The sequence below is a fragment of the Marinomonas gallaica genome (assembly GCF_049821165.1).
GTDB lineage: Bacteria > Pseudomonadota > Gammaproteobacteria > Pseudomonadales > Marinomonadaceae > Marinomonas > Marinomonas gallaica.
In genome coordinates this window covers 2586426-2601902 of the sequence record NZ_CP187511.1, presented here as the reverse complement: position 1 = coordinate 2601902, position 15477 = coordinate 2586426, and the positions used below count along the sequence as shown (strand labels likewise).

Below are 15477 nucleotides of genomic sequence, written 5' to 3'. Positions count from 1 at the left end.
CGATAAGGTATTAGTGTAACCATGGATAAACAATCGGTTTGTGTTTTAGGTGGCGGAAGTTTTGGCACCGCTTTGGCGAATATCATGGCCAACAATGGTCATCAGGTTAGCCAGTGGATGCGAAACGAAGAGCAGGTCGAGGAAATCAACCTGACAGGTTTGAACAGTCGTTATCTACCTAACGCACCTTTGCATCGTGAGCTTTTAGCGACTAATAACCTAGAAGAAGCGATTCGTGCGAGTGATACCATTTTTGTATCCATTCCATCAAAGTCCTTCGAACAGGTTGTTGAACGCATTAAGCCGTTGCTGACACCAGAAAAAATTCTAATCAGCACCACGAAGGGTTTTAACCCAAGTCGATTTGAGCTGATGAGCGACATTTTACGTCGCAATGGTATTTCGGATCGAATTGGGGTTCTCAGTGGACCAAACTTGGCGAAGGAAATTGCTGCTGGTCAGCTGACGGGGTCAGTCATTGCCAGTGAAGACGATGACTTGCGTGAAACCGTGATCGAATTATTGAAATCTCGCACGTTTCGAGTTTACGAAAACCATGACAGTAAAGGCGTAGAACTGGCGGGCGCTTTGAAAAATATCTACGCAATTGTCTGTGGTTTAGCAAAAGCTAAAAAGGTCGGTGAAAACACCATGGCCATGATTATGACTCGAAGTTTGGCTGAAATGAGCCGCTTCGCTGTGCACTTCGGAGCAAATCCAATGACATTTCTTGGTTTAGCTGGCATGGGGGATTTGATCGCTACCTGTACGTCGCCTTTAAGCCGCAACTATCGGGTCGGTTTTGCACTGGGCTCTGGAGAAGAGCTAGAAAAAGCAATCGGAGCGATCGGTGAGGTGGCAGAAGGTGTGAATACTTTGCGCATGGTTGTAGAAGAGGCTGATAAACACGGTCTTTACATGCCACTCGCGTCGGGGTTGTACAAATTGATTTTTGACAATGCGAGTTTAGACTCCTTGATTGGAACCCTGATGACAGGTGAACAAAAATGGGATGTTGAGTTCGCGACAGCTGGAGTAAATAGAAATGAATAAACCTGGTTACGCTAATCAAGACTTTTGGATCAGAATGTTGTTTATGCTGATTTATTGGGGGCTTCTAAACATTGCATTAACTGTGTTTGGCTTCCTTGTGATCATTACAACACTGGTTCGCTTTGGCTCTAAAACGGAACTTACTTCGTTGAACTACTGGTTATCTTCAACGGGTGTATTTATTAAGCAAACTATTTCTTTCTTGTCGTTCTCGAAAGAAGAGAAACCTTTCCCGTTCCAGTCTTGGCCTGAAAAAGATAGCCGTGAAGACTAAGCGTCTCTATATATTGCGTCATGGTAACGCTGAGCCTTATTGCTTTGAGCAAGATGCTCAGCGTGCGTTAACCAAGCAAGGGATTGAAGAAGTGCGCAGCACTGCTCAACAATTCTCAGTCCTTGGTGAAAAACTTGATGCTGTGTTTGTGAGCCCGTATCTACGGGCTCAACAAACCGCAAACGAATTTTTAAGAGTATCAGGGTCTCAAGCTACTCCTGAAACCCTAGACTCAATTACCCCCAGTGGTAAAGAACTTGATGTAGCGCTTTGGCTGCATGACCTTCCTTATGAGTCCATCCTGTTAGTGACCCATCAACCCTTTGCATTTGAATTAGTTGAAATGCTTGCTGATGCGCCTTTGCCATACAGTTTTCAAATGACGACAGCGACAATGGCGTCTTTAGAAGGGGAACTATTTGCTACGGCATGCTGTCAATTTAGATGGGCAATTTCACCTAATTACTAAATAAGCAACGTTACAATGTCCAACGACACAGTATTCCAGCTTGGCCATACAACCATTACAGCAACCCAATGGCTCTCTGTTAACCCAGATGCTACGCATATCGTGATGTTACACGGCTGGCTGGATAATGCGGCGTCATTCGCAACTTTAGCGCCTGAACTTTCTAATTTTAGTATCACCGCATTAGATTTAGCCGGACACGGGAAGTCTCAACATCGTCCTGATGGCTGCTTTTATCATTTATGGGACTATGTGCTAGATGTCATTGCGGTGCTTAAAACGTCGACTCAAAACGTTTGGCTTCTTGGACACAGCATGGGAGGAGCAGTCGCCATGTTGGTAGCAGCGATGGTGCCAGACAAAGTCCGTGGTCTTGTTATATTGGATAGCATGGGCCCAGCAACGGCGACTCCAGATCAACGTGTAACGACAATGCAGCGCTCAATGCAAAAAATGCTTAAGAAGAGAACGATTAGATCGTCTCGTTACCAATCAAAAGAAGCTCTTGTTCATGCTCGGATGCATGGATTTACTGAACTTTCCTATGAAGCCGCTAAGCCACTTGTTGAGCGCGGTGCTACCTTTGAAAATGGTGAGTGGAAATGGCGAACAGATCATAAGCTGTCCTTCCCATCCCCCTTTCGTATGGATGAAGCTTCAGTTGAAGCTTACATTCAGGCAATAAAATGCCCAACTTTAGCCCTTGTTGCCAATCAAGGGATCTTTGCACGACAACAAGAACTGGTAGAAAAACGAGCAAAAGCATTTCCTTGGATTAAACTTAAACGATTAGAAGGCAACCACCATTTCCATTTGGAACCTTCAACGTCGGTTTGCGTCGCTCAGGAAATTCATCGATTTATCGACCAAAATTAGATTATTACAATCTAAGGAGTAGTGGTTATGTTTCGAGTTATTGGGGCAATGATGTCTTCCTTGCTATTAACCAGTGCCAGTACGGTATTGTTTGCGCAGGACACAGAAATCCCTGTTTATCGAGGGGCGAACATCGTCAAAAGCAAACCGGTAGAAAAGAGCTACATTGAAATACCTTTAGCAAAAATCTATCGCTCTGGAAGAGGTTGGGAGCCTGAAAAGATCGAATTAGTAGAAGGTACAGCTGTTCAAACCTTGTATAAAATTGGGCGCAATGTACCAATGGAAACCGTAGAACAATTTTATCAAGAGGCCATCCAGAATTTATCTGACGTCGAAATGCTGTTCACTTGTCAAAGTCGATCTTGCGGCAGCTCTAATGCGTGGGCAAATAATTTCTTTAACGATTATCTGTTGTACGGATCCGATTCCAGTCAGTCACTTTGGGTACTTAGAGACCAAAGCATGCACTATTGGGTGGTGTATCTAAACCGCCGAGGTGCAGGCGACATCATGGTTCGAATTGATGAAGTTGTTCCAAGCGGCAACGATCTGGGGATTAATATTCTGGCTCAACTTAACGCGACAGATGTTCCTCGAATTCGCCGCTTTTTATCTGATTTAGAGACATTAGATGGCCTGGTCGCGTTTGTGACCAGTGAAGCGGACAATCGTAGTGCGATTCGCGTAGGTGATGCTTACATTGAAGAAATTCGGCGCACCTTAAACTCTAGTGAACTATCCAGTATCCGGTTTATTAATTTAGCCAACATGGGTGACTCCACTTACGGGTCACATCGTGTTATTTTTGTGCGTGATTCCAACTAGCTAGGAAAGCGTACATACATGTCTCAAAAAACGGTCTCTTTAGTGCTTGGCAGTGGTGCTGCTCGTGGCCATGCTCATATTGGCGTTATTAATGCGATAGAGGAGCAAGGCTTTAAGGTGGTATCTGTGTCCGGCTGTTCAATCGGTGCCATCGTCGGTGGTATATATTTGTGTGGTAAATTAGCAGAATATCAGAAATGGGCCGAGTCATTGGATCGATTTCATGTCTTAAAGCTACTGGATATGGCCGTTTTAATGGGGGGCTATGTCCGGGGAGATCGCTATTTCCAAGTTATTGAAAACCTGATTGGCAATAAAGTCAGTATTGAATCACTCCCTTTACCTTTTACTGCGATAGGCGTCGACATTTTAAGCCAAAAAGAATTTTGGTTTCAAAGGGGCAGTTTGTTACAAGCTATGCGTGCCTCATCCGCTGTACCTTCAGTAGTCAGCCCTGTTCAAGTAGGCAGTCGCGTCTATGTTGATGGCGGCGTGCTTAACCCTCTTCCTATTATACCAACCGTTTCAGCTGGTGCAGACTATATCATTGCCGTGGACCTAAATGGCCCAGCTCAGCATCCTGCAAACCCTCCCTTTGTTGTACCGGAAAAAGAGTCAGAATGGTGGCACAACATCAAAGATTTTTTCAGCAAAGCGAAAGAAGAAAGTGGTGGTGGAGAGGTTATGGAGCCTGAAAAACGCTACGACACCCAAAGTTGGGGCCGCATTCAAACCATTAACATGATGTTTGAAACGATGCAGGAGTCTCTAACCCAATATAAAGTGGCAGGCTACCCACCGGATCTTTTAATTTCCATTCCTAAGGACGCATGTAGTTTCTATGAGTTCTGGCGATCGAAAGAGCTAATCAAACTTGGTTATGATGTTGCCGCAGAGGCGCTATCTCAATTAACCAACCGAGAACGACGACATTACTCTTTTCCGAGTGGTGGCTAACCCACTGGATATTAATGGTAAATAAAGTAAAATACCTATCTATATTTTACTTTATTTAACGGCTCCGAGCGTATACACATGGCAAGAAAAGCAAACATCGCGAAAGAAGAAATCATCGAAGCGTGTTGGCGTTTAATTGAAACCAATACTTTTCCAAATATTCCGCGCTTAAGCGAATACTTTAAAGAGCTTGATGGTCGTGGATGTTCTAACACAACGTTGTTAAATGCCATTAACGACTGGGAAGAAGATTACCGCGAGCATCAAGAAACAGAGTTAAAAGACATTACTGAACAATTGACGCCAACGTTTAAACGTTTTGAACGAGATGTCATTCAGCAGCTGTCGGTTCTCCTTGATGAAAAAATACAAGCTAATGAACATCAGCTGGCGTTAAAAAAAGATGCGATAGAAGGGCGCGATAACTCTTTGGCAGATGCCTATATTCGATCTGAACAACAGTTAGAGGAAACGCAAACACTGCTCGATTCTGTTCAGCAATCAGAACAAGACTTATTACACCAGAATCAACAGATAACGCAGCGTTATGAAGATACACTTTCACGAACGCGCGTTTTGGAGTCGGAACTTGACGACAATAAGCGTCAACTACGTGAGGCAGATACCAAACTCAATCAAGCGCAAGTGGATTTGGCCAAGCAAGATCAGCAGATCAAGATGCTGACTGAAACACTTAAAACCACTCAACAACAGTTAGCGAATTTGGCACATCAGACCCAAAGCCAACACGAACAAATGTTGAGCAATGCATTGGCTGAAATAAAAGAATTAAGCAAATCACTTAAGCCCAATAAACCTGACGCATAGAGTCTCACGGTTATTACCGTTATAATGTGTCACTTTGCTATAAGACTGAGTTTCATGAGCCGACATCAATCCGCAGTACGTGATTTACAATCGATCCAAGACTTTATTCGTTGGACCTATTCACGCTTCCTACAATCTGACATTTTCTTTGGTCATGGTACTGACAATGCTTGGGATGAAGCGATACAGCTTGTCTTAGGCTCTTTGTCGTTGCCACTGGATTTCCCCAAGGAATATTTAGACAGCCGACTCACTGCAAATGAGAAAAAACGTATTTTAAAGTACGTTGATCGTCGAATTAAACAGCGCGAACCCTTGCCTTATATCCTTGGTGAAGCTTGGTTTATGGGTCTACCATTTAAAGTTACTAAAGATACTTTGATCCCAAGATCGCCGATTATGGCATTAATAGAAGGGGAGTTTCAGCCCTGGTTGCAACAGTACCCACTTAACATTTTAGATATGTGCACGGGATCAGGCTGTTTAGGCATAGCGGCGGCATTAACCTTTGAAGATGCAAGCGTAGACATTACGGATATCAGTGAAGCCGCTCTAGACGTTGCTGCAGAAAACATCACTATGCACGATGTGAATGATCGCGTTACCGCCATTCACTCTGATATGTTTACCTCATTGGCTGGTAAGCAATACGATTTAATTATATGTAATCCACCCTATGTGGACGCCAATGATTACGAAACAGCACCTAAAGAATTCCATAATGAGCCGCAGCTGGCGTTAACGTCAGGCGATGATGGTTTAGATTTTACCCGCGCATTTCTTGCGCAAGCAGCGAATTACTTACAAGACAATGGTATTGTTGTTTACGAAGTAGGCAATTCTGAAGTCGCACTCCAAGACGCTTACCCAGACACTCCATTTATGTGGGTAGACCTAGAGCATGGCGGCAATGGCGTTTTTGTCCTGACAAAAGACGAATTAAAGACATTACAACAAGAGTAATCTAACACAATGGCTGGCAATACATTTGGTACATTATTCACAGTCACCACTTTTGGTGAAAGTCACGGCCTAGCATTAGGAGCAATCGTAGACGGTTGTCCGCCAGGGCTTGAATTGACAGAAGCAGACATTCAACGTGATCTGGATTTACGTAAACCAGGTACGTCTAAACATACCACTCAACGCCGCGAACCCGATGAAGTTGAAATTTTATCGGGTGTGTTCGAAGGCAAGACAACAGGCACGCCGATCGGCCTATTGATCCGTAACACTGACCAACGTTCAAAAGATTACGGTAATATCAAAGATACATTCCGTCCGGCGCACGCCGATTACGTTTATGATCAGAAATTTGGTTTCCGTGATTACCGTGGTGGTGGCCGTTCATCAGCACGCGAAACAGCAATGCGTGTGGCTGCCGGTGCGATTGCAAAGAAATGGCTTAAGCAACGATATGGTATTGAAATACAAGGCTTCTTGTCGCAACTTGGCCCTATCAAGCTTGATGTAAAAGATTTAAGTCAAGTGTACGATAATTCCTTTTTCAGCCCAGACCCAGATGCCATTCCGGAGCTAGAAGAATACATGACGAACCTGCGCCGAGAGGGGGATTCAGTCGGTGCTAAGATTACCGTGGTTGCCAAAAATGTCACACCTGGACTTGGCGAACCTGTATTTGATCGTTTAGATGCAGACATTGCTAAAGCAATGATGGGCATTAACGCGGTAAAAGGCGTTGAAATCGGTGATGGTTTTGCGGTTATTGAACAAAAAGGCAGCGAGCATCGCGATGAAATGACCCCCGAAGGTTTCTTAAGTAACCATGCCGGTGGCGTTATTGGTGGCTTGTCTTCCGGCCAAGACATTGTTGTTCATATGGCCCTTAAACCAACATCAAGTATCACGGTGCCAGGCAAGAGTATTGATCGTCAAGGTAGCCAAATTGACGTCATCACAAAAGGTCGTCATGACCCATGTGTTGGTATTCGTGCGACCCCCATTGCTGAAGCAATGTTGGCTTTGACGTTGATTGACCATGTATTGCGTAACCGCGGCCAAAATGCGGATGTACACTGTGAAACCCCAGTGATCAAAGCAAACGCGGAATAATGTAGTTTGTGATTTCAAAAGGTCGCCTTGGCGGCCTTTTTCTGTTTAAAAGGATTACCTATGTCTAATGCTGTCATCCGAGTACTAGTTGGTTCAAACAACCCAGTTAAAAAGGGCGCTGCAATGAAGGCTTTTGCTAAAGCGTTCCCAACTCGCGCTATCCACTGTGAAGAGATATCGGCACCATCTAACGTTGCCGACCAACCCATGAATGAAGCGGATACTAAACTAGGCTCACAAAATAGAGCCACATTCTGTGCTCACAGCGATAGCAAACAACAATTTGATTATTATGTTGCCATGGAAGGTGGCGTGGATTCATTCAGTGAAGGTCCTGCAACATTTGCATACGTCACCATACGTGATCAACAAGGCCGTATTGTCACGGGACGCAGCGCAAATTTACCCTTACCACGTAAGGTGTACAGCAGATTAGAGCAGGGTGAAGAGCTCGCTCATGTAATGGATGATCTATTCAATGATCAAAATATTCGCCAAAAAGGCGGTGCCATTGGCATTTTCACCAATCAGATTGAAACTCGAGAAAGAGTCTACATGCAGGCGTTGATATTGGCATTGGCACCATATTTACATGAAGAGATTTATCAATGATCAATCGTTACAGTCATTTTCTATTTGACGCAGATGAAACACTTTTCAAATTTGATGCGTTTGCAGGGCTGCAACATATGTTTCAGCAATTTGACGTGTACTTTGATATGGCACATTTTGAGGAGTATCAGAAACTTAATAAGCCGCTTTGGGTGCAATATCAGAACGGAGATATCAGCGCAGAAACACTGCAAATTACCAGATTTGAATACTGGGCCAATACGTTAAATGTTTCAGCTAAGCATCTAAATGAGGGTTTCTTGAACAGCATGGCGTTAATCTGTGAGCCATTAGCGGGTGCAAAAGAACTTATTGAGCATTTGTTAGCACAACAGAAATCCTTAACCATTGTGACGAATGGATTTACCGCATTACAACAAAAGCGCCTTAAAGCAACGGGCTTAGAGTCAGCGTTTGAACACATCGTTATTTCTGAGCAGATTGGTTGGGCGAAACCAAACGTAAAAGTATTTGAACATGCGTTAGATTTACTAGGATTAGGCAGCGACGATAAAGCAAAGGTTCTGATGATCGGCGATACGCTCGAGTCAGATATTCAAGGCGGAATTAATGCTGGCATCGATACGTGCTGGCTAAACCATAACAACGCCAGCCATCAGGGCATTAAACCAACATACAGCGTGACAAATCTGAATCAGTTACTAGACATGCTTAAACAAAAAATCCCACAAGATTAGATTAAGACAACACGGAAAGACACCTACTATTTCCGATAAATGTTATTATCGGAAATAGTGTAATATTAGGAAATACGGCCTTTTTGGCTCTAATTACGCTTTTTATTTAAGCTTATGCATAACTTTGATCTAAGCATCATTTTCCTTAGTGACTCAAGAACTGCACTTGTTCAGTCCTAATGCTTGACGCTATCTACGACGGTTATAGCCGTTATCGCACATTTAGACATCAAGCTATGCACCACATCTTTTTTGTTGAAAAGTATGTTCTTGCCAATATGGCGGCTCACCATAAACTTCTGAAAAATAATCAATCACAGCCCGTACATTCGTTGATGGGTGCCGCGTATTGGTACGGCGGTCGCTGTCATTTTCGGACAATTAGCCATGAGCATGTTGGTTGATCACTTTGGTTGGTTAGGAAATGAAGTCATTCCCATTTCAGGAACTAGAATGGCAGCGGTCATTTGTTTAGGCGCAGCACTGTATTTCATTTACTCAAGTAATAAAGCGACAGAATAGTTAAAACTATGACTTACCAGTTATGGTTGATATGCATATTTTTTAAACAATTGACTCATTGACTTAGATCTCTATTTAAACGTTAATAGAACTGTCTTTTAGACAATTTTATTCTATACACATAACGCGAATTTAGGAGGCAGTTATGGAGCATTTTCATTGCGTGGCGTCATCAATTGCTAAACCTAATCTCTATGCCCGAAATGTCATCCGAACATTTGGACTTAGTCGCGTTTAGTGTTTGATTACAACATTGACCGCGGAACTTACGCGGCCAATTAAGTTTTCCTTTCTTCGTAAGTTCTATCGGTCTCATACTTTTGGAGACTTACCATGAGCTTAATCGCCTTAATGAACTACCTTAAAGATTCACTTGAGCAACGTCGTACTAACGCAACGTTCAAACACTTAGACGATCACGTATTGCGTGATATCGGCTTTATTCGTGACCAAGGTAACATTCGCCCTCTTTCTGGCACTCAAAAAGAGCGCAGTAGACCACCCGAAAAAAGGTTAAGTGATAGTTGATGAACAACTTAGGAATTAGCTAATAAGCAGACAATATCCACTATATATTAGCTAATTCCTGATATTTTCGATTTTCTTGTGCTGCTACAGCTGTGCCTAGTAACGAGAAGTATTGTCGAAACATTTCATTAATCATCTGCCTTTGTACACCTTTAGGATATAACCCTCGCTCTGCCTCCTCTGAATAACGGCTACCACGAACTAAAAATCGACTGTTAGGAGCGCAATCTTCTATAAAGGCTTCAAACGCGCGGGCGCACATTTCTTCTGGCCTTGAGTAATACAGTACGCCTAAACGATCATCCGTTTCCTGCGACGCAATAAACATGTCACTGGCTTGCTTGGCATCTTGTGACAATAAGATCACTTCAAAACATTGAGCCAGTAAATCATTTAAAGCATGTGGGCCATATGGGTATTCATGTAACCAAAGTTTAGAGGCAAATTGCATGCGATCGGCGATGGGAAACATCTTTTGTCCCATATAATGATCAAACGCATGAAACCATTCGTGTGCGAGACTCCCTGCACCAGCGTTTTTGGCTAATGAAAGCTTACGTATTGCAGGCACATAATGTGCTGAAACACCTGGCTGCCCTCCTTTGCCGTATTGCAACCCTAACGAATGACGTAGAGAAATCACCGACTCCGGAACACTTAATACGTTCATAAGATCCATTAGAGCATAATAAAAATTGCTCGCAGCTCGATCACGCTCTTTCGGTTTAACCCACTGTCCGATCTCAATACTCTTAAAATTGAATTGCTGGCGAATCGTGACGAAATTGATTTGATGGCTCATGGGATGTCTATAGCAACTAACAGTATTTCGGGAACTTTATCACACCCATGATGAGTCATATACAAACAAGCGACACTAGAAAGCCCTTAAGCGATCTTTCATCGCTGCTAATACATGTTAGATTCTCATTTATGGCTTTATCTTATCGCTATAAAATGAAAAATATACAGGTTCTAATACGCCTAAATAAGCCCTTGGTATTCATATGACACAGCTTGCCCCAGCAGAAAACACACCTCGCCGCATACAATATTTACGCGTATTCGCGCTTGGCTTTTGTGCTTTCATTTTTAATACCTCAGAATTTGTACCTGTAGGGCTACTGTCTGACATCTCTAACGATTTCGGTATTGCACCGTCACAGACAGGCTGGATGCTTACCATTTACGCATGGATTGTGGGCGTTATGTCATTGCCCATGATGCTGATTACCAGCCGAATGGAACGTAAATTACTGCTGCTAGTAACCTGTACGGTTTTCATTATTAGCCATGGATTATCAACCATTGCTTGGGACTTCCAGAGCCTGATGATCAGTCGAATTGGTGTGGCGTTCGCCCATGCTGTGTTTTGGTCCATCACGGCATCTATCGCCATTCGTGTTGCTCCCCCAGGAAAAATGAACTTCGCTTTGAGTGTGCTTGCAACCGGTACCGGCATGGCCATGGTTCTAGGCGTTCCGTTAGGTCGTATGATTGGACAAGCAATGGGTTGGCGGATGGCTTTTGAGGTGATTGGACTCGCTGCATTAGTGATTACATTTCTAGTCTTTCGTTTATTACCTAAGCTTCCGAGTTTGACTCGTGGCGATTTGAAAAACAAAGTCCAGTCTGTGTTTAAGAATAAACCGTTATTTGTGATGTACTTCGCTGTATTTCTCGCCTTTACCGCTCACTACGGCTCATACAGTTACATTGAGCCTTTCTTGATGGATTTTGGCGGTATCTCAAGTAGTTTCACCACGGTTATTCTGCTGACTTTTGGTCTCGCAGGTATCATCGGCAGTACACTATTTAGTTATCTTGGCGAGAAGTTTGGAAAGCAGCTAATGATTGGTAGCGCGGCTGGTATGACCATTTGCATGTTCTTTTTAGCCTATGCTTTGTCTTCCACAACGGCCTTGATGATTATTACAGTGGTTTGGGGAGCGGCATTGTTATTAACGTGTTTAGCTATGCAGGCGCGGGTACTGAGTGTCGATAGCAATGCTTCGGACATCATCATGTCTCTGTTTTCCGGCATCATCAATTTAGGAATTGGTGCTGGGGCGTTAGTTGGCTCTATTTCTATCGAACAATTGGGATTGGGAAGTATTGGTTACGTGGCTTCTGCCATTGCCTTTATTGGTATCTTTGTCGCGATTTACATTGCTCGTATGGGGATTACCCCAGTCGCCACTAACGGCGCAAGCCATTAGGTGGCTTGCCGCAGCAATGCGGTACATGCCTAGCATTTGAGCGAATGTTACGCTCTAGATAATAGACGAAAGCCAGTTTGCAACGCCACCAATAGGAGTCTCGATAAAGACGAATGCCTAATGCATCAAGAACGTCAATAACGATGTCTAATTCGAGCTGAGAAGCATCATATCGAAACGATATGATGCTTTTTTTTGATTCAAAGTGTATTCGATCCACATATTCAAGTTGGCCTAAACACGCCATTACTAGCGATTCATCTACTGACGAAATTTGTTTAAACTTTAGACGAACGGTGTGACAAAAAGCCAAATTCATATACACCTCAAACGGGCTAAACACGCAATGATTAAGCGTCTTTGTTGAACCAAAACCACCAAACAATAAATACAATCGCCGCAAAGCCCAACACATTAATAAACAATGACATTATTTAATTCCTATTTCACAAGTGGCTTAAACAAACGTAACCGATTTGCATTCAATACGACCGTAACGGATGAAAGCGACATCGCGGCCCCAGCAACTACTGGACTCAGTAGCCACCCCGTAAATGGAAACAATAACCCCGCCGCGATTGGAATACCCAAGGCATTGTAGCCAAAAGCTCCCCAAAGATTTTGTTTGATGTTACTGAGGGTCGCTTTACTGATGGCGATCACACTGGCGATATTATTTAAATCATTACCAATCAGCGTGATGTCGGCACTTTCCATCGCCACATCTGTTCCACCTCCCATGGCAAAGCCAACGTCCGCTTGAGCCAGTGCCGGAGCATCATTAATACCATCGCCAATCATGCCAACCACTTCGCCTTTGGCTTGTAATTGTTTCACATAATCCAGCTTATCTTGTGGACGCATGTTCGCTTTGTAATGATCAATCGATACATCCTGAGCGACCGCTTTAGCAGTCGCTTCATTATCACCAGTGAGCATGATCACTGTGATATTCTCTTTGTGCAGATGTGTGATTGCTTCACGAGCCGTTGACTTGATTTCATCTTCTATCAAAAACACAGCCTGAATAGTCTGTTCATTAGCCAAGTAAACTTTAGAACCCACTATTGCATCATTTTTGTCTTCAATAACAAGGTTATGACTTTTCATCAGTGCTTCATTACCGAGAAGATAAAGCTTATTTTCAATCTTTGCTTTGACCCCTTGTCCAGTTACAGACTCAAACTCTGTGACTTGCAAAGAATCCGATTGGTTAGAGTGCTCTGCGTATTCTAGGAGCGCCTGCGCAAGCGGATGATTGGCCCCAGACTCTAAAGCATAAACAATCGCTTTCACTTTATCTTCGTCGTGATGCAGTGTTACGTCCGTGACTTTAGGCTTACCTTCAGTGATGGTGCCCGTTTTGTCCAAAACGATAGTGGTGATTTCACTGGCTTTTTGTAAGGCGTCTCCATTGCGAATCAAGCCCCCATACTCAGCGGCTTTGCCGACTCCGATCATAGTAGAGATAGGCGTTGCCAAACCTAACGCGCATGGACAAGCAATAATCAGTACGGATACAGCGGCAACCAACATGTTAACGGCGACAGGTTGAGGGCCAAAGTTAAACCAAGCCAGCGCTGAACAAATTGCGATAATCATAACGCTTGGCACAAATACCGCCGACACTTTGTCGGCTAAGCGACTAATTGGTGGCTTTGAGTTTTGAGCTTTGCCTACCATGCTGATGATCTGTGCTAATAACGTATCGCCACCCACTTTCGTTGCACGATACACAATGCTCCCATTACCATTTACCGTCCCTGCTGAAACCGCATCTCCCTTAGATTTCTCCACTGGGATAGGTTCTCCAGTGAGCATGGACTCATTAATCGATGAACTTCCCTCAGTGACTAAACCATCTACTGGAATTTTCTCACCGGCTTTGACTCGAATAAAATCGTCTATAGCGATGTCAGATACTCCTATTTCGTAGGTTTTGTCGTTACGAATGACGGTTGCCTTACTTGGACGAAGGTCTAGTAAGCGCTTTAATGCCGCGCTGGTTTTGCCGCGCGCACGTACTTCAAGTGCTTGACCTAAGTTGATCAAACCTAGAATCATCGTACTGGCTTCAAAATATAAATGCCGCGCATTGCTTGGCAGCCATTCAGGGTTCAAGACGACGGCCATTGAATACAGCCATGCAGACCCAGTACCAATAGCGATTAAGGTGTCCATATTGCTATGGCGATGTTTGAAAGCTCGCCAAGCACTGCTGTAATAATGACGCCCTGCGTACACCATTACTAACAAGGAAATAAGACCAACAGCTCCCCATATCATTTGATCGTGCGTGGTTTCAACATGCATGGAGCCACCAAGCAAGCCCCAAAGCATGAGCGGCCCCCCTACAACCAACCCCGCAACAGAGTAGCGAACTTTCCTCAGGTACTCTTTTTTCTCTTGTTGAGCGCGATCATCTTGAGCTTTTGCAGGATCAACAATTTGTTCCGCACCATAACCCGCATCTTGTATCGCTTTAATCAGCTCATCTGTACTGGCATTCCCTGATACCTGAGCAGTTCGACTCGCAAAATTAACATCCGCATGCGTTACAGTTGGTAAAGCGTCGAGCGCTTTTTGAATCGTGTTAACACAACCCGCACAGGTGATTCCTGACAAGGATAATTGTATGCCTTCATCGACGTTTTTATTTGACTGAGCGTGATCATCATCACTAGGTTTGGAACTGAATGCCTCATCCAGATGAGCATTCGATTGTGTGTTGTTATCTAGATGAGCAGGTTCATTAAAAGCCCCTTGATAGTGAAACCCTGAAGACTCAATAACAGTCACAATCTGCTCTGAATCTAATATACTTTCAACAACTAAGCGATTCTCCTTTGGGTACCCTGTCACGTCAGCATGAGGATCATGGTGCTCTATGGCTTTGCGCACCTTACTCACACATCCCTGGCAGGACATACCAGATACATTAAGCTCCAAAGTGCGTGCTGTATTCTTCTCTGTCATGCTCATGCTTGATCTCCTTTCGAACAACATTCAGGGTTTTCCCATTCCTCAATAAGACAACATATAGAGTGCCCATTTGGCACACCGTCGGCCATCTCTTCCCAAGCTGCTAAGGCGGTTTCCATTTTTGCTAGATGAGATTGCAACTGAGCAATCTGCTGTCGAATCTCAGGGACTTTTTGACTCAACAAATCTCTAACAAGAGGACATGGCGAATCACCAGAATCGGCTTGATCTAAAATTTCTTTTATTTGCTTAACGCTAAAACCAAGTTCTCTAGCTTGCTGTATAAAACGCAGTCGTCTACGGGCTTCGATACTGTATTCTTGATAACCATTATTGGGGTTACGACTCGCAATAATGAGACCTTCGCGGGTGTAATAACGAACGGTTTCACTTGTCACATCTGCAAATTTAGCTAATTCACTGACTTTCATAACTGACTCCAATGATTGAATACTTTCAGTTTAAAACCTATGTGTAACACATAGGTCAAATGCATTTTCAAAATTAACTCAATAACGAAGCAGACAGCGGCAAATCGACTGGGTAAAGTAGAGCTCT

18 protein-coding genes are annotated in these 15477 nt (G+C 43.7%); 14 read left to right on the top strand and 4 right to left on the bottom strand.

The genetic code is table 11. From position 1 onward, the window contains the following. The first annotated feature begins 21 nt into the window (after positions 1-21). The 13 genes from ACPUEK_RS12180 to ACPUEK_RS12120 all read left to right on the top strand — a co-directional run bounded on the left by ACPUEK_RS12180 (position 22) and on the right by ACPUEK_RS12120 (position 9718). Positions 22-1053 (top strand): NAD(P)H-dependent glycerol-3-phosphate dehydrogenase, encoded by a 1032-nt coding sequence (locus tag ACPUEK_RS12180; protein ID WP_067219881.1) that lies wholly within the window; start codon positions 22-24, stop codon positions 1051-1053. After that, complete coding sequence (locus tag ACPUEK_RS12175; protein ID WP_067219885.1) at positions 1046-1327, top strand: DUF4389 domain-containing protein; 282 nt, start codon at positions 1046-1048, stop codon at positions 1325-1327. Before ACPUEK_RS12180 ends, ACPUEK_RS12175 begins: the two co-directional genes overlap by 8 nt. Continuing rightward, the gene (gene sixA / locus ACPUEK_RS12170) at positions 1317-1796 is read left to right on the top strand and encodes a phosphohistidine phosphatase SixA (RefSeq protein WP_425640924.1); all 480 of its coding nucleotides are present in this window, start codon (positions 1317-1319) and stop codon (positions 1794-1796) included. The genes ACPUEK_RS12175 and sixA overlap by 11 nt, the downstream gene beginning before the upstream one ends. A gap of 15 nt (positions 1797-1811) precedes the next feature. Further along, on the top strand, positions 1812-2672 hold the full coding sequence (locus tag ACPUEK_RS12165; protein WP_425640923.1) for an alpha/beta hydrolase: 861 nt from the start codon (positions 1812-1814) through the stop codon (positions 2670-2672). Positions 2673-2699: 27 nt separating this feature from the next. Further along, positions 2700-3500, top strand: a complete 801-nt coding sequence (locus ACPUEK_RS12160) for a DUF4892 domain-containing protein (protein ID WP_425640922.1) — start codon at positions 2700-2702, stop codon at positions 3498-3500. A gap of 18 nt (positions 3501-3518) precedes the next feature. Continuing rightward, complete coding sequence (locus tag ACPUEK_RS12155; protein ID WP_425640921.1) at positions 3519-4457, top strand: patatin-like phospholipase family protein; 939 nt, start codon at positions 3519-3521, stop codon at positions 4455-4457. Positions 4458-4535: 78 nt separating this feature from the next. After that, complete coding sequence (locus ACPUEK_RS12150) at positions 4536-5285, top strand: hypothetical protein (RefSeq protein WP_417506273.1); 750 nt, start codon at positions 4536-4538, stop codon at positions 5283-5285. A 54-nt stretch (positions 5286-5339) separates the two neighbouring features. After that, on the top strand, positions 5340-6248 hold the full coding sequence (gene prmB / locus ACPUEK_RS12145; RefSeq protein ID WP_425640920.1) for a 50S ribosomal protein L3 N(5)-glutamine methyltransferase: 909 nt from the start codon (positions 5340-5342) through the stop codon (positions 6246-6248). Between the two features lie 9 nt (positions 6249-6257). Then, positions 6258-7358, top strand: coding sequence for a chorismate synthase (aroC, locus tag ACPUEK_RS12140; RefSeq protein WP_067038077.1), 1101 nt, complete (start codon positions 6258-6260; stop codon positions 7356-7358). A gap of 60 nt (positions 7359-7418) precedes the next feature. Further along, positions 7419-7970, top strand: a complete 552-nt coding sequence (gene yjjX / locus ACPUEK_RS12135) for an inosine/xanthosine triphosphatase (RefSeq protein ID WP_425640919.1) — start codon at positions 7419-7421, stop codon at positions 7968-7970. Next, positions 7967-8668, top strand: a complete 702-nt coding sequence (yjjG, locus tag ACPUEK_RS12130) for a pyrimidine 5'-nucleotidase (RefSeq protein WP_425640918.1) — start codon at positions 7967-7969, stop codon at positions 8666-8668. Before yjjX ends, yjjG begins: the two co-directional genes overlap by 4 nt. 339 nt (positions 8669-9007) lie before the next feature. Beyond that, the gene (locus tag ACPUEK_RS12125) at positions 9008-9190 is read left to right on the top strand and encodes a DMT family transporter (protein WP_425640917.1); all 183 of its coding nucleotides are present in this window, start codon (positions 9008-9010) and stop codon (positions 9188-9190) included. Positions 9191-9523: 333 nt separating this feature from the next. Then, entirely contained in the window at positions 9524-9718 is a 195-nt protein-coding gene (locus tag ACPUEK_RS12120) for a hypothetical protein (protein ID WP_067038091.1), read from the top strand. A gap of 40 nt (positions 9719-9758) precedes the next feature. Here ACPUEK_RS12120 and ACPUEK_RS12115 read toward each other — a convergent pair whose 3' ends face one another. Continuing rightward, positions 9759-10520, bottom strand: coding sequence for a CLCA_X family protein (locus ACPUEK_RS12115; RefSeq protein ID WP_425640916.1), 762 nt, complete (start codon positions 10518-10520; stop codon positions 9759-9761). Between the two features lie 205 nt (positions 10521-10725). Here ACPUEK_RS12115 and ACPUEK_RS12110 point away from each other — a divergent pair, with 205 nt between their 5' ends. Continuing rightward, positions 10726-11937 carry a sugar transporter gene (locus ACPUEK_RS12110; protein WP_425640915.1) on the top strand — a complete coding sequence of 404 codons (1212 nt, stop codon included), beginning with the start codon at positions 10726-10728 and terminating at the stop codon, positions 11935-11937. On the opposite strand, the gene ACPUEK_RS12105 is transcribed toward ACPUEK_RS12110, so the two are convergent. From ACPUEK_RS12105 to ACPUEK_RS12095, 3 genes are all read right to left on the bottom strand, one after another. Beyond that, positions 11918-12256 carry a hypothetical protein gene (locus tag ACPUEK_RS12105; protein WP_067038097.1) on the bottom strand — a complete coding sequence of 113 codons (339 nt, stop codon included), beginning with the start codon at positions 12254-12256 and terminating at the stop codon, positions 11918-11920. The genes ACPUEK_RS12110 and ACPUEK_RS12105 overlap by 20 nt on opposite strands. Before the next feature lie 122 nt (positions 12257-12378). Then, entirely contained in the window at positions 12379-14919 is a 2541-nt protein-coding gene (locus ACPUEK_RS12100; RefSeq protein ID WP_425640914.1) for a heavy metal translocating P-type ATPase, read from the bottom strand. Continuing rightward, positions 14916-15350, bottom strand: coding sequence for a MerR family DNA-binding protein (locus tag ACPUEK_RS12095; RefSeq protein ID WP_067099432.1), 435 nt, complete (start codon positions 15348-15350; stop codon positions 14916-14918). The genes ACPUEK_RS12100 and ACPUEK_RS12095 overlap by 4 nt, the downstream gene beginning before the upstream one ends. Positions 15351-15477: the final 127 nt, after the last annotated feature.